The sequence below is a fragment of the Oerskovia sp. Root22 genome (genome assembly GCF_001429135.1).
In the GTDB taxonomy this organism is placed as follows: Bacteria; Actinomycetota; Actinomycetes; order Actinomycetales; family Cellulomonadaceae; genus Oerskovia; species Oerskovia enterophila.
In genome coordinates this window covers 26,173-44,853 of the sequence record NZ_LMIL01000014.1, presented here as the reverse complement: position 1 = coordinate 44,853, position 18,681 = coordinate 26,173, and the positions used below count along the sequence as shown (strand labels likewise).

Annotated in this window: 14 protein-coding genes; 5 read left to right on the top strand and 9 right to left on the bottom strand. The window is 72.5% G+C overall.

Annotation, left to right across the window (positions count from 1 at the left end; translation table 11 throughout):
* Positions 1–199 precede the first annotated feature (199 nt).
* From ASE15_RS19720 to ASE15_RS19710, 3 genes are read left to right on the top strand one after another with little or no spacing between them, the layout of a single operon-like run.
* A complete protein-coding gene (locus tag ASE15_RS19720) occupies positions 200–1,378 on the top strand; it encodes an N-acetylglucosamine kinase (protein ID WP_056765414.1) in 1,179 nt (392 codons plus the stop codon).
* On the top strand, positions 1,375–2,262 hold the full coding sequence (locus ASE15_RS19715; protein WP_056654487.1) for a MurR/RpiR family transcriptional regulator: 888 nt from the start codon (positions 1,375–1,377) through the stop codon (positions 2,260–2,262). The genes ASE15_RS19720 and ASE15_RS19715 overlap by 4 nt, the downstream gene beginning before the upstream one ends.
* On the top strand, positions 2,259–5,165 hold the full coding sequence (locus ASE15_RS19710; protein WP_056765412.1) for an FAD-binding and (Fe-S)-binding domain-containing protein: 2,907 nt from the start codon (positions 2,259–2,261) through the stop codon (positions 5,163–5,165). The genes ASE15_RS19715 and ASE15_RS19710 overlap by 4 nt, the downstream gene beginning before the upstream one ends.
* 100 nt (positions 5,166–5,265) lie before the next feature.
* On the opposite strand, the gene cimA is transcribed toward ASE15_RS19710, so the two are convergent.
* Positions 5,266–6,930: a citramalate synthase gene (gene cimA, locus ASE15_RS19705; protein ID WP_056654484.1), complete on the bottom strand. Its 1,665-nt coding sequence runs from the start codon at positions 6,928–6,930 to the stop codon at positions 5,266–5,268.
* 386 nt (positions 6,931–7,316) lie between these two features.
* On the opposite strand from cimA, the gene ASE15_RS19700 reads away from it, so the two are divergent.
* A complete protein-coding gene (locus tag ASE15_RS19700; RefSeq protein WP_056654483.1) occupies positions 7,317–7,886 on the top strand; it encodes a hypothetical protein in 570 nt (189 codons plus the stop codon).
* An 82-nt stretch (positions 7,887–7,968) separates the two neighbouring features.
* On the opposite strand, the gene ASE15_RS19695 is transcribed toward ASE15_RS19700, so the two are convergent.
* From ASE15_RS19695 to ASE15_RS19685, 3 genes are all read right to left on the bottom strand, one after another.
* Positions 7,969–9,099, bottom strand: a complete 1,131-nt coding sequence (locus ASE15_RS19695) for a branched-chain amino acid aminotransferase (protein ID WP_056654480.1) — start codon at positions 9,097–9,099, stop codon at positions 7,969–7,971.
* 204 nt (positions 9,100–9,303) lie between these two features.
* Positions 9,304–10,347 (bottom strand): 3-isopropylmalate dehydrogenase, encoded by a 1,044-nt coding sequence (locus ASE15_RS19690; protein ID WP_056654478.1) that lies wholly within the window; start codon positions 10,345–10,347, stop codon positions 9,304–9,306.
* 122 nt (positions 10,348–10,469) lie between these two features.
* Positions 10,470–11,555: a thermonuclease family protein gene (locus tag ASE15_RS19685; protein WP_056654477.1), complete on the bottom strand. Its 1,086-nt coding sequence runs from the start codon at positions 11,553–11,555 to the stop codon at positions 10,470–10,472.
* A gap of 212 nt (positions 11,556–11,767) precedes the next feature.
* Here ASE15_RS19685 and ASE15_RS19680 point away from each other — a divergent pair, with 212 nt between their 5' ends.
* Positions 11,768–13,030, top strand: coding sequence for an ROK family transcriptional regulator (locus ASE15_RS19680; RefSeq protein ID WP_056765410.1), 1,263 nt, complete (start codon positions 11,768–11,770; stop codon positions 13,028–13,030).
* Between the two features lie 132 nt (positions 13,031–13,162).
* Here the strand turns inward: ASE15_RS19680 and ASE15_RS19675 are convergent, their stop codons facing one another.
* The 5 genes from ASE15_RS19675 to ASE15_RS19655 all read right to left on the bottom strand — a co-directional run bounded on the left by ASE15_RS19675 (position 13,163) and on the right by ASE15_RS19655 (position 18,556).
* Positions 13,163–14,008 carry a PIG-L deacetylase family protein gene (locus ASE15_RS19675; RefSeq protein WP_056654468.1) on the bottom strand — a complete coding sequence of 282 codons (846 nt, stop codon included), beginning with the start codon at positions 14,006–14,008 and terminating at the stop codon, positions 13,163–13,165.
* Positions 14,005–14,553, bottom strand: a complete 549-nt coding sequence (locus ASE15_RS19670; RefSeq protein ID WP_056654466.1) for an ASCH domain-containing protein — start codon at positions 14,551–14,553, stop codon at positions 14,005–14,007. Before ASE15_RS19670 ends, ASE15_RS19675 begins: the two co-directional genes overlap by 4 nt.
* Positions 14,554–14,970: 417 nt before the next feature.
* Positions 14,971–15,999: a ketol-acid reductoisomerase gene (gene ilvC, locus ASE15_RS19665; protein WP_056654464.1), complete on the bottom strand. Its 1,029-nt coding sequence runs from the start codon at positions 15,997–15,999 to the stop codon at positions 14,971–14,973.
* 92 nt (positions 16,000–16,091) lie between these two features.
* Positions 16,092–16,616: an acetolactate synthase small subunit gene (ilvN, locus tag ASE15_RS19660; RefSeq protein ID WP_056654462.1), complete on the bottom strand. Its 525-nt coding sequence runs from the start codon at positions 16,614–16,616 to the stop codon at positions 16,092–16,094.
* A gap of 20 nt (positions 16,617–16,636) precedes the next feature.
* Positions 16,637–18,556, bottom strand: coding sequence for an acetolactate synthase large subunit (locus tag ASE15_RS19655; RefSeq protein ID WP_056654460.1), 1,920 nt, complete (start codon positions 18,554–18,556; stop codon positions 16,637–16,639).
* Positions 18,557–18,681 lie beyond the last annotated feature (125 nt).

Sequence of the window (18,681 nt, the reverse complement as noted above, 5' to 3'; positions counted from 1 at the left end):
ACGTCGCGCGACGCACGCCCTGCCCCACCGCGGGCCCCCACGACCACCCAGCACCCGTGACGTGAACCACAAGGAGGAGTAGCCTCCAAGCAGCACCGCACCGCGGGCCCGAGGCGCGCTCGGCACGGAGTTCCCCGACACCTGTGGAAGTTTTCTCCGCAGTCCCGTCCTGTTCTGAAATTTCATGCCAGAATGAGGCGTGACCTGGACGCCGGACGTCGACCCCGCCCGCACCGAGAGCCGCGCGCACCCCCTCGCGGCGTCCTCGGGACCTCCACGCTGGCTCGTCGCGATCGACGTGGGCGGCAGCGGCAGCAGGCTCGTCGCGACCAGCGTGCCGTCCGGCGCCCGGCCGGACGCGGCCCACCCCCCGGTCGCCCCCGGACACGCAGCGCACCGCACCGAGCTCACGGGGCGCAGCGTCGCGATCGGCCCGGACGGCAGCGACGTCGCCGACGTGGTGCGCGACCTGTGCGCGTCGTTCGTCGCGGCCACGACCGGGTCCCACGGCGCACCCCCGGTCGTCGCCGCGGCCGCGGTCGGCGCGACGGGCCTCGCCACGCTCGTCCCGGACCCCGGCACGGTGCACACCGCGCTCCGCACGACCCTCGCGGCGGACCGCACGGCCGTCGCGGCCGACGCCCTGACGGCCCACCTGGGCGCCCTGGGCGGGCGCGCGGGGGCCGTGGTCGCGGTCGGCACGGGTGCGATCGCGCTGGGCACCGACCTCCGCCACGTCTGGCGTCGCACCGACGGCTGGGGGCACCTCCTGGGCGACCTCGGGTCGGCCTCGTGGATCGGCGCCCACGGGCTGCGGGCCGCCCTCGCGGCCCACGACGGCCGCGCGACGGGTGGCTCGCGCCCGCTCCTCGCCGCGGCGCAGGCGCGGTTCGGCCCCGTCCCGACCTGGCCCGTCCAGCTCTACACACGCCCCGACCGAGCACAGGTGCTCGGTTCCTTCACGCCCGACGTCGCCGCTGCCGCCGCGGCGGGCGACCCCGCGAGCGTCCAGATCCTCACCGAGGCGGGCCGCCACCTGGCCGAGACGCTCGCGGCAGCGCTCGTCCCCGGCCTGCCGCCGCTCGCCGCGGCCACGGGCGGGGTCCTCGCGGCCGGTCCGTCTCTGACGGGCGCCCTCTCGCGCCGGTTCGCGGCCCTGCGCCCCGACGCCGAGCTCGTCCCGTCCGCGGGCACCCCGCTCGACGGCGCGCTCCACCTCGCCAGGCTGCTCACCGAGGGCACCGCGGCGGGCGGCGCGGCCGCTTCCACCGCACCCGCCGCTCCCCTCGTCGCCCACGCTCCGTGGCTGAGCCTCGGCGACGAACCCCCTGTTCCCGCACCGTCCACGACCACACCGATCACAGGAGATCCGACATGACAGGTGACGGACTCGTCCGCATCCGACAGGCGCTGCCGACGCTGCGCCCCGCCGAGGCCCGGATCGCCGAGGCGGTCCTCGCGGACCCGACCGCCGTCGTCGGGTCGACGATCAACGAGCTCGCCGCGCGCGCGGGCGCCTCGCAGGCGACCGTCGTGCGGTTCTGCCGGGCGATCGGCTACGCGGGCTACCCCGAGTTCCGGATCGACCTCGCCCAGGCGACGTCGCGTCGTGAGATGGAGATGGAGCGCTCGAACGTCGCGCACGGCGAGATCAACGAGACGGACACGGCCGAGGACGTCGTCGCGAAGATCGCGTTCCACGAGGCCCGGACCATCGAGGAGACCGCGCGCATGCTCGACCTCGCGGCGCTCGAGCAGGTCGCCGCGGCCGTCGCGGCGGCGCCGCGGGTCGACGTGTTCGGCGTCGGGTCGAGCGGGCTGACGGGGCAGGACCTCGCGCAGAAGCTCCAGCGCATCGGGCTCGTGTGCTTCGCGTCCCCCGACCCGCACCTCCAGCTCCAGTCGGCCGCGCTGCTCGGCCCGGGCGCGGTCGCGATCGGGATCTCGCACAGCGGGCAGACGGTCGAGACCAACCACGCGCTCGGCATCGCGCACCGGCGCGGGGCGACGAGCGTGGCGATCACCAACTTCCCCGAGTCGCCCCTCGCGCAGGAGGCCGACGTCGTGCTGGGCACCACCGCACGCGAGACGCAGTTCCGCTCGGGCGCGCTGTCGAGCCGCATCGCTCAGCTCGCGGTCGTCGACTTCCTCTTCGTCCGCGTCGCCCAGCGCCTGTACGACCAGACGAGCGCCAACCTCAAGGCCACCTACGACGCGGTCCAGCCCCACCGGCTGGACGGAGAGCGCAAGGCACGAGCATGACGACCGTCTCCGCCGCCACGACGCGGGCTCTCGAGATCCGCACGGACCTGCTGACGCGTGTCGCCCAGGCCCACGACGCGTCGCACTACCTGCTGCGCCCCGAGGCGGTCGCGCGCGCGCAGGACGTGCCCGACGTCGTCGCCGCCTTCGCCGAGGCCCGTCGCCGCGGGCTCCCGGTCACGTTCCGCTCGGGCGGGACGAGCCTGTCGGGCCAGGCGTCGGGCGCGGGCCTGCTCGTCGACACGCGCACACGCTTCACGCGCGTCGAGGTGCTCGACGACGGCGCACGCGTGCGCTGCCAGCCGGGCGTGACGCTGCGCTCGGTCAACGGGCGGCTCCTGCGCCACGGGCGACGCCTGGGCCCCGACCCCGCGAGCGAGATCGCGTGCACGATCGGTGGCGTCGTCGCGAACAACTCCTCGGGCATGGCGTGCGGCACGGTCGACACCGCGTACCGCACGATCGAGTCGATGACGCTCGTCCTGCCGAGCGGCACCGTGCTCGACACGGGTGCGCCGGACGCCGACGAGCGGCTGCGTGCGCTCGAGCCCGCGCTGCACCGCGGCCTGGCCGGGCTCCGCGACCGGGTCCGGGCGAGCGCGGCCATGCGCGCGACCATCGCGCACCAGTACTCGATGAAGAACACCATGGGCTACGGCGTCAACGCCTTCGTGGACCACGAGTCGCCCGTTAAGATCCTCGAGCACCTGGTGGTGGGGTCCGAGGGGACGCTGGCCTTCGTGGCCGACGTGACGTTCCGGACCGTGCCCCTGCTCCCCGCGGCCTCGACCACGCTCCTGGTCTTCGACGCGCTCGAGCAGGCGACCGAGGCGCTCACGACCGTCACGGACTCGGGCGCGCGGGCGATCGAGCTGCTCGACGCCGCGTCGTTGCGCGTCGCGGCGGCCGACCCGCTCGCCGACGCGTCCATGCGGGCCTTCGCGACCGCGACGACCCAGACGGCGCTGCTCGTCGAGTACCAGGCCACGAGCGCCGCGGGGCTCGAGCCGTTCGAGGAGGCCGCTCGGGCCGTCGTCGGCTCGCTCGACCTCGCGACGCCCGCCGGGCTGACGCGCGACCCCGCTGCCCGCGGACGGCTGTGGCGCGTCCGCAAGGGCCTGTACACCGCGGTCGCGGGAGCCCGCGCCCCGGGCAGCACTGCCCTGCTCGAGGACCTGGTCGTGCCGGTCCCCGACCTCACCGCGACGGTCCGCGACCTGGGCGGGCTCTTCGCGCAGCACGGCTACGACGACGCCGTGACGTTCGGGCACGCCAAGGACGGCAACCTGCACTTCATGATCACCCCGCGCCTGTCCGACGACGGCGAGCTCGACCGCTTCGCGGCCTTCACCGAGGACATGGTGGGCCTGGTGCTCGGCCGTGGCGGCTCGCTCAAGGCCGAGCACGGCACGGGCCGCATCATGGCGCCGTTCGTCCGGCGGCAGTTCGGCGACGACCTGTACGCCGTGATGCGCGAGGTCAAGGCCCTGTGCGACCCCGAGGGCATCCTGAACCCCGGCGTGCTCCTCACCGACGACGACGAGGCGCACCTGCAGCACCTCAAGCTCGTGCCGCCCGTGGGGACGGCCGCGGCGGGAGACCTCGCGGCCGTCGTGGACCGGTGCGTCGAGTGCGGGTACTGCGAGCCCGCGTGCCCGTCGCGGACCGTCACGACGACCCCCCGGCAGCGCATCGCTCTCCTGCGCGAGATGGTCACGGCCGCCCCGGGCGAGCTCCGCGAGCTCGAGCGCGCGTACGAGTACTCCGCGGTCGACACGTGCGCGGTCGACTCGCTGTGCGTGACCGCGTGCCCGGTCGGGATCGACACGGGCAAGGTCATGAAGGTCCGGCGCGCGCAGCGCCACGGGGTCGTGGTCCAGCGCGCCGGGCGCGTGGCCGCCGACCACTGGGGTGGCGCGGTCACAGGCCTGCGCGGAGCGCTCGGCGTGGTCGACCTGGTGCCCACGCCCCTGGTCACGGCCGCGTCGAAGGTGGGGCGCGCGGTGCTGGGCGACGACGTCGTGCCGCTCGTGGGTCCCGACCTGCCGGGCCCGGGGCCACGCCGGGTCTCCCCCGGCGACCGTCCGGCGCACGGACCGGCGAGCGTCGGCGTCGAGGCAGCTGCCGGTGCGAGCGTCGTCTTCTTCCAGTCGTGCATGGGCTCGCTCTTCTCGCCCGCGGAGGCCTCACCCAGCCCGGGCGGCGTCGGGCCGGCGTTCCTCGCGCTGTGCGAGCGCGCCGGGATCTCGGTCGCGATCCCCGAGGGCGTCGAGGGCCTGTGCTGCGGCACGCCCTGGGTCTCCAAGGGCCTGACCGACGGGGCCGCGGCGATGGCCGAGCGGACCTTCGACGCGCTCTGGGCGGCCACGGACAGCGGCCGCCTGCCCGTGGTCTCGGACGCGTCGAGCTGCACGCACGGCCTCGAGGGGGTCGGCTCGCACCTCGTGGGCGAGGCGCGCGAACGGTTCGAGCGGCTGCGCGTGCTGGACGCCGTGACGTTCGTGCGGCACGACGTGCTGCCCGCGCTCGAGGCGACCGGGCTCGACCCTCGGACGACGGGCAGCACGCTGGCCTCGCTCGTGCTGCACCCCACGTGCTCGTCGATCCACCTGGGGGTCGTCGGCGACCTCGAGGCCGTCGCGCGCGCGGTGGCCGACGACGTCGTGCTCCCGCTCGACGCGGGGTGCTGCGGCTTCGCGGGCGACCGCGGGATGCTCCACCCCGAGCTGACGGCCGCGGCGACGCGTGCCGAGGCCACCGAGGTCGCGGCCCACGCTCGTGAGCACGGCCGTGCGGACGCGTACGCGTCGAGCAACCGGACGTGCGAGATGGGTCTGAGCCGGGCGACGGGCGAGGACTACGTGCACGTCGTCGAGCTGCTCGAGGCCGCGACCCGCGCCTGACCGTCGCACCCCCGACGTGCCAGAGGGAGCGTGACCCGGAGGTCACGCTCCCTCTGACACGTGATCGCGTACGCCCGGAGTCAGGGCGCAGGCTGCTGGTTCAGCGCGGCTGCACGTCCGCGTGGATCAGCCCGTAGATCGCGGAGTCCGTCAGCGCCTCCCAGGCCGCCTCGATGAGGTTCGGTCCGACGCCCACCGTCGACCAGGAGGTCGCCCCGTCGGTCATCTCGATGAGGACGCGCGTGATGGCGTCCGTGCCCTGCTCGGTGTCGAGGATGCGGACCTTGAAGTCGATCAGCTCGAACGCCTCGATCTCCGGGTACACGCGTCGCAGGGCGAGCCGTAGCGCGTGGTCGAGCGCGTTCACGGGTCCGTTGCCTTCGCCCGTCTTGACGATGCGCTTGCCACCGGCATGCAGCTTGACGGTCGCCTCCGCCGTCGCCTCGGTGCCGCGCCCCCCGGCCCGCTCGACGATCGTGCGCCAGCTCTCGACCCGGAAGAACTGAGGCCGCTCGCCCGCGATCTCCTCGCGCAGGAGCAGCTCGAACGAGGCGTCGGCCGCGTCGTACGTGTACCCGCGGGCCTCCGCCTCCTTGACCCGGTGCGTCACGCGCGAGAGGACGTCGCCCTGGTCCGACAGGTCGAAGCCCATCTCACGGCCCTTGAGCTCGATCGAGGCGCGGCCCGCCATGTCCGAGATGAGCATGCGCATGTCGTTGCCGACGAGCGTGGGCTCGATGTGCTGGTAGAGGTCCGGGTCGACCTTGATCGCCGAGGCGTGCAGCCCGGCCTTGTGGGCGAACGCGCTCGCCCCGACGTACGGCTGGCGCGCGTACGGAGAGATGTTGGTGATCTCGCTGATCGCGTGCGCGATGCGCGTGGTCTCCTGCAGTCCGCCGTCGACGAGAAGCGTGCGCCCGTGCTTGAGCTCGAGGTTCGCGACGACCGTGATGAGGTCCGCGTTCCCGGTGCGCTCGCCGTAGCCGTTGACCGTCCCCTGGACGTGCGCGGCGCCCGCGGCCACGGCCGCGAGCGAGTTCGCGACCGCGCAGCCCGAGTCGTTGTGCGCGTGCATGCCGAGGAGGGCGTCGCCGGCCTGGGCGAAGAGCCCGTCCGGGATCCCGACGGCGTCGCGCAGCTCCGTGACGATCTCGCCGACCCACTCGGGCAGCATGCCGCCGTTGGTGTCGCACAGCGCCACGACCTCCGCACCGGCCGCGAACGCCGCCTCGACCGCAGCGCGCGAGTAGGCCGGGTCGAACCGGTAGCCGTCGAAGAAGTGCTCGGCGTCCAGGACCACGCGGCGCCCCTCGGCCACGAGGAACGCGACCGTGTCGGTGATCATGGCGAGGTTCTCGGCGCCCGTGGTCCGCAGCGCCCGCTCGGCGTGGCGGATGTCGGACTTCGCGACGAGCGTCACGACGGGCGCCTGCGACGCGACGAGGGCGAGGACCTGCTGGTCGTCCGCGGCCTTGATCCCTGCCTTGCGCGTGGCGCCGAAGGCGGCCAGGACAGCGTTCTTGAGCGTGAGCTCCTTGGCCGCGCGCGAGAAGAAGTCGGTGTCCTTGGGGATGGCCCCGGGCCAGCCGCCCTCGATGAACCCCACGCCCAGCTCGTCGAGCAGGGGGGCGATCGCCAGCTTGTCGGCGACCGAGAGGTTCATGCCCTCCTGCTGCGCACCGTCGCGCAGGGTCGTGTCGTAGACGTGGAAGGTCGAGGATGCGCTCGCTGTGGCAGGAGCTACGGGGTTCACCTGGGAAGTCATCGTGCCGCTCTCTGGGGAGAATCTCGGGGTCCAGCGGTGCCGCCTGGGCGAGACCACTCTAGGTGGATCAGGGCGGGACGCTTCCGCGCGCCACCGGTTCCTCCTCGTTCCCACGCGCCGGGCGGTCGCTCTCGTGAAGCTCGTGCCCGGCGCTTCGAAGCCCGACGGGGGTGGTGTCAGGCAACAAAAAAACCCCCCGAGGGTGCGGGAGGTTTGCGCGTCCGGTGTGATGTCCGGGCGCGCTACTCGATAATGAGGTGGGAGACGAGGTGTGTCACAGAACACATGCTGCCACAGCAGCCGCGAGGATGGAACGGTGTCCACGGACTGAGCACCCCGACCAGTGAGCGCCCGGAACGGCAGCCTGCAACGACAGGAGACGCATCATGAGCGACCCGAACTTCCCGCCCCGCCCGAACGTCCCGCAGCCCGGCCATCCCCAGGGCGTGCCGCCGGCGATCCCGCCCGTGGTGCCGCCCGACCCGCGCGCCGACTACCCTGCGCCGCACGAGCCGGTCAACCCGGCCGACCCGCGCCTCGCGGTCGAGGTGGGCCGCTTCTGGGCCGGGGCAGCCGCCACGGCCCTGGTCGCCGCGCTCATCGGCCTCGTGGCGGTCATCATCCTCGAGCGCATCTTCTCGTTCACGCTCGTGCCGCCGCCGGACATCTTCACGACCGGCTCGCACCAGGCGGCCTTCGCGATCGACGGAGCGATCCTGGCCCTGCTCGCGGCGGGCCTGCTGCACCTGCTGATCCTCACGACGCCCCGGCCGCGGGCGTTCTTCGGCTGGATCATGGCCCTCGTGATCGTCGTCATCACGGCGCTGCCGTTCGCCTGGACGTCGGACGCGACGTCGGCCGCGCTGTCCGGGCTCGTGAACCTGCTGATCGGGGTCGCTGTCTGGTCGCTGCTCGCGGGGGTCGCGGGCAGGACGATCGTGCGCCGGGCGCTCTGAGCCCCCGATACGCCGCGTGCGGGGCAGCTCTCGCCGACCGGCGAGAGCTGCCCCGCACGCGGCGGGACGTCGGCGACGGACCTCAGGCCAGGCGCGTCATCCAGCCGTGGCGGTCGGCCGCACGGCCGTTCTGGATGTCCGTGAGCTCGCCACGGATCGCCAGCGTGAGCTCGCCCGCGCCGCCGTCGGCGATCGTGTGGTCGAAGTTCGACCCGCCCAGGCGACCGATCGGGGTGACGACCGCCGCGGTGCCGCACGCGAACACCTCGGTCACGGCCCCCGACCGGATGTCGGCGAGGAGCTCCTCGAGCGGGATGCGACGCTCGTTCACATCGTGCCCGCGGTCGGTGAGGAGCTGGATGATCGACGAGCGCGTCACGCCCTCGAGGATCGAGCCCGTGAGCTCGGGCGTCTCGACCGAGCCGTCCGCCTTGACGACGAACACGTTCATGCCGCCGAGCTCCTCGAGGAAGGTGTTCGTCGACGAGTCGAGGAAGCAGACCTGCTCGAAGCCCTTCTCCTGGGCGAGCGTCTGCGGCAGGAGGCTCGAGGCGTAGTTGCCGCCGCACTTGGCGTCCCCCGTGCCTCCCGCGCCGGCGCGGCTGTACTCGCGGTCGACCCAGATCGAGACGGGCTTGACACCCCCCGAGAAGTACGGGCCCACGGGCGAGGCGATCACGAGGTACTCGGCCTCGAGCGAGGCGCGCACGCCCAGGAACGACTCCGAGGCGTACATGAACGGACGCAGGTAGAGGCTCGCCTCCTCGCCGTCCGGGACCCATTCGATGTCGGTGCGCACGAGCGCGGTGATCGAGCCGATGAAGTCGTCGACCGAGAGCGCGGGGAGCGCGAGACGGTGGGCCGAGCGGGCGAAGCGGGCTGCGTTGGCCTCGGGACGGAAGGTCCACACGGACCCGTCCTGGTGCCGGTACGCCTTGAGACCCTCGAAGATCTCCTGGGCGTAGTGCAGGACCGCGGTGGCAGGGTCGAGCTGGAGCGGACCGTACTTCTCGATGCGGCGGTCGATCCAGCCGTCGGTCGCGTTCCAGCTGATCCGGGCCATGTGGTCCGAGAACACGGTGCCGAACTTCGGGGCGGCGATCGCTGCGGCCCTCGCCTCGGGAGAGGTGGGGGTGTCCGAGGGGCGGATGTCGAAGAGCGCGACGAGGTCCTCGGCCGAGGAAGCGGGCTGCGCTGTGAGGGGGGAAGTCATGTCATGGGCCTTTCACCTGGCGACCCGGGTGGGTTCCTCGCCTAGTTTTCCATGACGGAGCGCCTCGTGGCGCCCGCAGGGCGGGCGAGAACTCCCGGGTCGTCGAAGAGGACGTGGGAGCGGTGAGGACGGCAGAGGGTGTGCGCCGCCGCCCGACCCCCACATGGGGGACGAACGGCGGCGCGACGGCGTGTCGGGGACCGATCAGCCGGCGACGCGGGCAGCGAGCTCGCGCCCTACCTCGGCCGTCGACCGTACTCGGCTCCCCCGCTCGGCGAGGTCCGCGGCGACCGCGGCCTCGACGCGCTGCGACTGCTCGGTCAGGCCGAGGTGGTCGAGCAGCATCGCGACGGACAGGACCGTGGCGGTGGGGTCCGCCTTGCCCTGGCCCGCGATGTCGGGGGCCGAGCCGTGCACCGGCTCGAACATGGAGGGGGCCGTGCGGTCCGGGTTGATGTTGGCCGAGGCTGCGAGGCCGATGCCGCCGGTGATCGCGGCGGCCTGGTCCGTCAGGATGTCGCCGAACAGGTTGTCGGTGACGATGACGTCGAATCGCGACGGGTTCGTCGTGAGGAAGATCGTGGCGGCGTCCACGTGCAGGTAGTCCGTGGTGACGTCCGGGAACTCGGCGTTGACGGCCTCGACCGTGCGACGCCACAGGTGACCGGCGTGGACCAGGACGTTGTGCTTGTGCACGAGCGTCAGGTGCTTGCGGGGGCGTGCCTGGGCGCGGGCGAAAGCGTCGCGCACGACGCGCTCGACGCCGAACGCGGTGTTCACGGAGACCTCGGTCGCGATCTCGTGCGGCGTGCCGACGCGCAGTGCGCCGCCGTTGCCGACGTACGGGCCCTCGGTGCCCTCGCGGACGACGACGAAGTCGATCTCGCCCGGGTCCGCCAGCGGGGACTTCACACCGGGGTACAGCTTGCCCGGGCGGAGGTTGACGTAGTGGTCCAGCGCGAAGCGCAGCTTGAGCAGCAGGCCGCGCTCGAGGACGCCCGACGGCACCGTGGGGTCGCCGATCGCGCCCAGGAGGATCGCGTCGTGGGTGCGGATCGCCGCGAGGTCCTCGTCGGTGAGGGTCTCGCCGGTCGCGTGCCAGCGGCGCGCACCCAGGTCGAAGGGGGTCGTGGAGACCTTGACGTCGGAGCCCGTGAGAGCCGCCTCGAGGACCGCGAGGCCCTGCTCGACGACCTCGATGCCGATGCCGTCTCCGGCCACCACTGCCAGTTCGATGTTGCGCGTCATGCGATGAACGCTACGCCCGGGCGCCAGTCCTCGGGACGCCCATCTCACGCCTCGAACGCTCCGCACCGCGCGATCCGCGGCCTTCCGCGCCTCGCAGCACGGCAGCGCGCCTGGATGCGCTCTCAGCCGATCGGCAGCTTCGTCACACAGTCGATCTTGGTGTATGGCCGCCCCTTGGCGTCGATCGACGTCCCGCCAGAACCATAGGCTCGGCAGCCCGTGTACCCGTCCTTGCCACCCGACGAACCGGAACCGGTCGTCGCGGACCCGCCGCCGGTCGAACCGTTCGCGGCAGAACGATCGGCAACCGCCTTGTCGGCCGCAGCGCGTTCGGCTGCCGCCCGCTCGGCTGCCACCGCTGCGAGTCGCTGCTCCTCGGCGACCCTCGCGGCTTCCACCTCTGCCGCGATCCGCTGCTCCTCGGCGACTCGGGCCGCTTCCGCCGCGAGTCGCTCCTCCTCGGCGAGCCGGGCCGCCGCTGTCGACGCGATCAACCTCTCGACCTCGGCACCAGCGGCAGCGCGCCGGTCGACCAGGCGGCCGAGCACCGCGGTACCGGCCATCGACCTCGCCAGCGGGTTCCCGTCCCCGGCAAGCACACGATCGACGACCCCGCCCGCCACGGCCAGGGCTGACAGCGTCGCACCGTAGGCATTGATCTCTTCAAGGGTCGCCCCCGCCACGGGTTCGGCGGTGGCGGCCGCTGCGACCTGCGCCTCGAAAGAGGTGACCTGACCAGGCAGGGTGCAGGTGGTCTCCGACGAGTACAGCCCGACCCCTGCTTCCTCGGCCTCGGCCCGCGCCTTGTCCACCTCGGCGAAGAAGCGTTCGTTGGGTTGGACGAGGATTGCGTCAGCGAGCCCCGCGCGTGCCATCTCGGCGTTGACGAAGGTCTCGTCGGTGAAGACGCCGGCCAGCTCTCGACCGTAGGAGTCCGTCCGCTCCTCGTCGTAGGCGAGGCCGACCGCCGTGCCGACCGGGAGCAGCCGGGCGAGGTGTTCGGCAGCCTCAGGACCGAGGCACTCGACGGCCTGGTCGGGATCGACCGACTCGGGGGCATCGATGTTGAGAAGCCGCACACGCCGGCTCTCTCCGTCGACCAGGACGTCGATCGTGTCCCCGTCGACGATCCGCTCGACGGTCGCCTCGGTGTGCGGCGCCGACGACCGGCACCCGCTCAGGGACACCGCGACCGTTGCGAGCGCCACGGTGAGGCAGAGGGCCCGCCGACACGAGGAAGGAGACTTCACGATGACGTCCGTTCGCGAGGGAGGAGGGCTACGGTCAAGAGTCCGAGACGGGGCGAGGCCCCGGGCCGCCTAGCACTCGCAGCCGACCCCAGGTCTCAACTTGCACAAATCGCCAGAGTAGGTAACTCTTAGGAAACTTTCCTAAGACGCCGGCAGAGAGGCCGAAAGACGTGTCCCGCACGCACATCCCGGGGACACCGGGACTGCTCCGCACGATCAACGACCGCGCGGCGCTCGAGCTCCTGCTCGACACCGGCCCCATGACGCGGTCCCAGATCGGCGACCTCACCGGCGTCTCCCGCCCTACATCCTCCCAGATCGTCGCCCGCCTCGAGGCCGCTGGGCTGATCGAGGCGACGGGAGCGGTCCAGGGCGCGCGGGGCCCGCAGGCCGTCATGTACGCCGCCCGCACGGACGTCGTCGTGGGCCTGGCTCTCGACGTCCTCCCGACGGGAGTGCGGGCGAGCGTCGTCGATGCCCGCGGGAACGTCCTCGGCTCCGCCGACGTCCCCACGTCCGCGGAGCGCACCGCGGTCCGCGACGTCCTCGCCGCGTGGGACGCGGCCTGCTCGGACGCGGGCGTGCCGGTCGAGCGCGTCGGCACGATCGTGGCCGGGGTCCAGGCCGCGGCCGACCCGGTCAGCGGCGACCTCTGGCTCGTGGGCGACCTGCCGGGGTGGCCCCTGCTCGGCGTCCGCACCCTCCTCGAGGAGGAGTTCGGCGTCCCCGTCCGGATCGAGAACGACGTCAACCTCGCCACGATCGCCGAGCGCGACGCGGGCCGACGCACCGAGAAGAGCTTCTCGCTGCTCTGGCTCGGCGGTGGCATCGGCCTCGGCACGCTGATCGACGGGTCGCTCCACCACGGCGCGACCGGGGCTGCGGGCGAGCTCGGCTACCTGCCGGTCCCCGTGACGGTCCGCGAGTACGACGACCACTCGATGAACCTGCAGGACCTCGTGGGCGGTCGCCGCTTCGAGGAGCTCGCCGCACGGTACGGCGTGCCGGGCACGACGTACGCCGAGGTCCTCGCGGCCATGGCCGCCGAGCCCGACAGCCCCGCGGTCGTGGCGCTCGTCGAGGACTTCGGGCGTCGCGTCGCCGCCGTGGTGCAGCCGGTCGTCGCGGTCGTCGAGCCGCACCTGCTGGTGCTCGGCGGCCCCACGTGCATCGCGGGCGGGCAGCGGCTCGCGGACGCGACGCGCAGCCACCTTCTCGACACCGAGCAGGGCGTGGCGCCCATCGCTCCGACGCTGGTGCCGGTCGCCCCCGTGCTGCGCGGGGCCGAGGCCGTCGTCGCGGCCGACGTCCGCTCCCTCCTGCTCGACCGGGTCTCGCTGCACCTCGCGGACCACGGCGCACCGCCCGTCACGTCTTCGGCGGTCCGCCCCAGCACGACGACCGGCGCCCTCGCGCCCTCGCACTCGGGGTAGTTCCTCTCACCTGCCCCGACGGGTGGTGGTCGCGGCCTGGGACGGCGACCACCACCCACCCTCACGCAGCCGTCGCCGGCCTGGCCCGACGGCGGAGCGCGCCTCTCGCCGTCCGGTCGCCGAGGAATCGGCTCACCCCAGCAGCGCGCGTACCTCGGCGGCCGTGGTCGCCCGCCCGTAGTCGGCGAGCTGGAACGACTCGGCGTACTCCCCTACGGGGTCGAGGCCCGCTGCGGCGACCGCCGCGCGCACCTCGGGCTGGGTGCACAGGTACGGCGCCCAGTGCTCGAGCACGAACTCCCGCTGCCCCACGGGGTCGCTCGCGGGCGGCACCTGGTCGAGCAGCCCGCGCTGCCAGGGCGCGAACTCCAGGAACTGCGAGGCGTGAGCCAGGCAGGCCCGCAGCTTGGCCTCGATCGTGCTGCTCACGTCCACCACCACGTCGTGCCGGTGGTGCGCGAGCGCGTCGTGGTCCGGCATGAGCAGGCACACGGGTGGGGTCTCCAGCGCAGGGACGCGGGGCACGACGTTCGCCAGCCCGACGACGGAGACCGCCTCGCGCACGAGGCGTCCGGCCGCGCGGTTGTCGAGGTGGCCGGGGCACTCGTCGTGGAACGTGACGACCAGGTCCGCCTGCCAGCGGCGGATCCTGGCGACGACCTCACGACGGAGCGCGATGCTCGGCACGAGCTCGCCGTCGTGCTCGTCGAGGATCTCGTACTCCTGCACGCCGAGCTCGCGCGCCGCGGCGAACGCCTCGACCGCGCGTCGGCGCGCGAGGGCCTTGCGCGGAGTCGACCAGTGCCCGGCGTCGCCGTTCGTCAGCGACAGGAACTTCACGCCGTGGCCGGCCAGGGCGAGTCGTGCGGCGATGCCACCCGCGTACTCGTCGGGCTCGTCGGGGTGCGCCGCGACGACCAGGACGCGCAGCCGGTCGGCGAACAGGCCCGGGGCCCCGTGCGGTTCCGGTGGGGTCATCGCGGACGCGGGAACCGCAGCTCGAAGCGCTCGCAGACCACGGGCATGTCCTCGCGGAACTCGTGGTCGACCAGGACCCTCGTGAAGTAGTCGCGGTGCCCGGCACGCCACGCCTCGAGCGACCGGTCGTCCTCGCCCTCGGCCGCCGCGAAGTCGGCGTCGACCTGGTCGAACGGCACGATCTCGACGGACGTGGTGCGGATCAGCGCACGCGGGTGGCCGTCGCCGTCCAGGATGATGGACAGCTCGCCGACGGCCGGGACGGGGGTCTCCTCGTCGTACTCCCAGTGCGAGGACGAGGTCGCGGTCTTCTCGCCCGAGAGCACTGCGTGGAGCAGCCCGTCGGCGAGCTCCGGGTTGTCGCCGAACGACCACGCGGGGGGCGGCACGGTCGCGGAGACCCCGAACCCGGTCACCACGCCCACCTTGCCCTCGCCGGCGCGCACCCGCGCGGTCTCCCAGAACTCCAGGAGCTCTGCTGCTCGCGGGTCCTCGCTCGTACCGGCGCTCGTGCCGTCTGCCCTGCGGTCGATGTCGTCGCTCATGCGTCCATGGTGGACCACGGAACGCCGGACTGCCCGTCTTGTCGCACTTTCACCGGCGGATGTCGCACAGATTCCACCCGGCCGACCGTCTCGCCCGACCAGTACGTCCCCTTGGCGAACCGGCACGGCCCCCCGGCGCGAGCACCTGTCGTCCTGGCGGACCGACCCGTCACCCTCAACCGAGCCCCGCCGCCCCCCGCACGACCACGGACGGAGCCGCGACCCGAGCTCCCGAGGAGGCACCGCCGTCGGGCACCCGCGCGCGCACGGGCGACCCGACAGCACAGAGGCGGGCGGCGCCTGCCGCGCGATCGTGGTCGGGTCTGGCGGGAGGCCGCCAGGCCGGATGAAGATCGCGCGGTAGGTGCCGCCCGCCTCGAAGGTGAGCCACTCACCCCGCGTGAAGCGAGGCGAAGGTCAGCGACCGACCGAGCCCTCGGTGTAGTCGTCGTCGCCCGACTTCGCCCACGCGAACATCCCGCGCAGCTCGCGGCCCGTGGCCTCGATCGGGTGCGCCTCGCCCTTGGCGCGGAGCTCCTTGAACTCGGGGGCGCCCGCGTCCTGGTCGTCGATGAAGCGCTTCGCGAACGCCCCGTTCTGGATGTCCCCGAGGACGGCCTTCATGTTCTCCTTGACCCGCGGGTCGATCACGCGGGGGCCCGAGACGTAGTCGCCGTACTCGGCCGTGTCGGAGACCGACCAGCGCTGCTTGGCGATGCCGCCCTCCCACATGAGGTCGACGATGAGCTTGAGCTCGTGCAGGACCTCGAAGTAGGCGATCTCCGGCTGGTAGCCGGCCTCGGTGAGCGTCTCGAAGCCGTACTGGACGAGCTGCGACACGCCGCCGCACAGGACGGCCTGCTCGCCGAACAGGTCGGTCTCGGTCTCCTCGGTGAACGTCGTCTTGATGACGCCGGCACGCGTGCCACCGATCGCCTTCGCGTACGAGAGCGCGATGTCCCACGCCTGGCCCGACGCGTCCTTCTCGACGGCGATGATGTCGGGGATGCCACGGCCCGCGACGAACTCGCGACGCACCGTGTGGCCCGGCGCCTTGGGGGCGACGAGGATGACGTCGACGCCCTCGGGGGCCTCGATGTAGCCGAAGCGGATGTTGAAGCCGTGCGCGAACGCGAGCGTCTTGCCCGGAGCCAGGTTCGGCTTGATCTCGTCGTTGTAGATCGAGCGCTGGTGCTGGTCCGGCGCGAGGATCATGATGAGGTCGGCCCACTGGGCGGCCTCTGCGACCGTCTTGACCTCGAAGCCCTCGTCGGTCGCCTTGGCGATCGACTTGGAGCCTTCCTTGAGTGCGATGACGACCTGGACGCCCGAGTCGCGAAGGTTCTGCGCGTGCGCGTGCCCCTGGCTGCCGTAACCGACGACCGCGACCTTCTTCTGCTGGATGATCGAGAGGTCGGCGTCGTCGTCGTAGAAGAGCTCTGCCACGGTGTTACTCCTTGGGTTCTTGAGGTGGTGACGAACACGATAGTTCGACGCCGGTGGGCGACGTGGGGGTGTCCACCGGCGGGGGGACTGGGTCAGGCGGACCGGTGGGCGCGGTCGAGCGCTCGGTCGGTGATGGAGCGGGCGCCGCGGCCGACGGCCACGGTGCCGGACTTGACGATCTCACGGACCCCGTAGGGCTCGAGCGCACCGAGGAGGGCGCTCAGCTTCTCAGGGGTGCCCGTGGCCTCGATCGTCACGGCGTCGGGGACGACGTCGACGACCTTGGCGCGGAACAGCTCGACGACCTCGAGGACGCCCGTGCGGTTGGCGCCGTCGGCACGGACCTTGACGAGCAGCAGCTCGCGCTGGACCGACGAGGCCTGGTCGAGCTCGACGATCTTGATCACGTTGACGAGCTTGTTGAGCTGCTTGGTGACCTGCTCGAGCGGGTTCTGGTCGACGTCGACGACCACGGTGATGCGCGAGATCTCCTCGTGCTCCGTGGGGCCCACGGCGAGCGAGTGGATGTTGAACGCGCGCCGGGCGAACAGGCCCGCGACGCGCGTGAGCACGCCGGGCTTGTTCTCCACGAGCACGGAGAGGGTGTGACGGGACATGGTTGCGGCTCTCCCCGGTCTCAGTCTTCGCGGTCCCACGCGGGCGAGATGCCGCGTGCGTACTGGATGTTGTCGTTGCTGACGCCCGAGGCGACCATGGGCCACACCATCGCGTCGCGCGAGACGTTGAAGTCGACGACGACGGGACGGTCGTCGATCTCCATGGCGCGCTTGATGGCCGCGTCGACCTCGCTCTTGGACTCGACCCGGATGCCCTCGCAGCCGTAGGCGTCGGCGAGCTTCACGAAGTCCGGCACGCGCTGGGTACCGCGGCCCGTGTGGAGGTCGGTGTTGGAGTAGCGGGACTCGTAGAACAGGGTCTGCCACTGGCGGACCATGCCGAGCGAGGAGTTGTTGATCAGCGCGACCTTGATGGGGATCTCGTTGATCGTGCAGGTCGCGAGCTCCTGGTTGGTCATCTGGAAGCAGCCGTCGCCGTCGATCGCCCAGACGGTCTTGTCGGGCTGGCCGACCTTGGCGCCCATCGCGGCCGGGATCGAGTAGCCCATGGTGCCGAGGCCGCCCGAGTTGAGCCACGTCTTGGGGTGCTCGTAGCGGATGAACTGCGCGGCCCACATCTGGTGCTGGCCGACGCCCGCGACGTAGATCGAGTCGGGGCCGGAGATCTCGCCCAGGCGCTGGATGACGTGCTGGGGCGCGAGGTGACCGTCCTCGGGCTCGGAGTAGCCGAGCGGGTAGGTCTCGCGCCAGTCGTCGATCTGGTGCCACCAGGCACCCAGGTCCGGCTTGCCCTTGACAGCGTGCTCGCGCTCGAGCTCGGGCACGAGGTCCGTGAGCACCTCGCGCAGGTCGCCCACGATCGGGACGTCGACCTCGCGGTTCTTGCCGATCTCTGCCGGGTCGATGTCCGCGTGCACGGTCGTGGCGTTCGGGGCGAAGCTCGACAGCACGCCGGTCACGCGGTCGTCGAAGCGTGCGCCGAGGGCGACGATGAGGTCGGCCTTCTGGAGCGCCGCGACCGCGGGGACGGTGCCGTGCATGCCGGGCATGCCGAGGTTCTGGGGGTGCGAGTCGGGCAGCGCGCCGCGAGCCATGAGCGTGGTCACCACGGGGGCACCGGACAGGTCCACGAGGCGGCGCAGCTCGGCCGAGGCGCCCGAGCGGATCGCGCCGCCGCCCACGTACAGCACGGGGCGCTTGGCCGTCGCGAGCAGGCGCGCGGCCTCGCGGATCTGCTTGGAGTGCGGCTTGGTCACGGGGTGGTACCCGGGCAGCTGGAGCTCCTGGGGCCACGAGAACGTGGTGCGGGCCTGCATGGCCGACTTCGCGATGTCGACGAGGACCGGCCCGGGGCGCCCGGTCTGGGCGATGTGGAAGGCCTCGGCGATGACGCGCGGGATCTCGTCCGGGTCGGTCACGAGGAAGTTGTGCTTGGTGATCGGCAGGGTGATGCCGACGATGTCCGCTTCCTGGAAGGCGTCGGTCCCGATCAGGGACGCGCCGACCTGGCCCGTGATCGCCACGAGCGGGATCGAGTCCATGTTGGCGTCGGCGATGGGCGTGACGAGGTTCGTCGCGCCGGGGCCGGACGTCGCCATGGTCACGCCGACGCGACCGGTCGCGTGGGCGTAGCCCGATGCCGCGTGGCCGCCGCCCTGCTCGTGACGCACGAGGATGTGACGGAGCTTCTTGGAGTCCATGAGCGGGTCGTACGTGGGCAGGATCGCGCCGCCGGGGATGCCGAAGACGACGTCGACACCGGCTTCCTCGAGGGAGCGGACGATCGACTGCGCGCCCGTGACCTCCTCGGGCCCGACGACGGAGCTCACCGCACGCTCGCCGGGCACCGCAGCGCGGGCTCGGCTCTCGGGGCGGGCTGCGACGCTCGCGGGGGACGGGGCTGGCTTCGGCGCCGCGGCCTCGCCGGCGGGCGCGGGCGCGCCCTGCGTCGGCGGTGCCGGGTGGGGACCCTGGACCATCGGTATCTCCTGTTTCTCGGTGGCGGCTGGCTGCCACCGGCTGGATCGAGCTCACCGTGGTGGTGCTGGTACTGCTCTTGCTGCTGGTGCTGCTCTCCGTGCTGTGCGGTCGCGGTGTGGTGCGA

Bases quoted from the DNA above. Each gene is read 5' to 3' on its own strand.
- cimA (WP_056654484.1), bottom strand. From the start codon at position 6,930: ATGACTTCCCAGGTGAACCCCGTAGCTCCTGCCACAGCGAGCGCATCC.
- ASE15_RS19710 (WP_056765412.1), top strand. From the start codon at position 2,259: ATGACGACCGTCTCCGCCGCCACGACGCGGGCTCTCGAGATCCGCACG.
- ASE15_RS19675 (WP_056654468.1), bottom strand. From the start codon at position 14,008: ATGACCCCACCGGAACCGCACGGGGCCCCGGGCCTGTTCGCCGACCGG.
- ilvN (WP_056654462.1), bottom strand. From the start codon at position 16,616: ATGTCCCGTCACACCCTCTCCGTGCTCGTGGAGAACAAGCCCGGCGTG.
- ASE15_RS19670 (WP_056654466.1), bottom strand. From the start codon at position 14,553: ATGAGCGACGACATCGACCGCAGGGCAGACGGCACGAGCGCCGGTACG.
- ASE15_RS19690 (WP_056654478.1), bottom strand. From the start codon at position 10,347: ATGACGCGCAACATCGAACTGGCAGTGGTGGCCGGAGACGGCATCGGC.
- ASE15_RS19700 (WP_056654483.1), top strand. From the start codon at position 7,317: ATGAGCGACCCGAACTTCCCGCCCCGCCCGAACGTCCCGCAGCCCGGC.
- ASE15_RS19715 (WP_056654487.1), top strand. From the start codon at position 1,375: ATGACAGGTGACGGACTCGTCCGCATCCGACAGGCGCTGCCGACGCTG.
- ASE15_RS19695 (WP_056654480.1), bottom strand. From the start codon at position 9,099: ATGACTTCCCCCCTCACAGCGCAGCCCGCTTCCTCGGCCGAGGACCTC.
- ASE15_RS19655 (WP_056654460.1), bottom strand. From the start codon at position 18,556: ATGGTCCAGGGTCCCCACCCGGCACCGCCGACGCAGGGCGCGCCCGCG.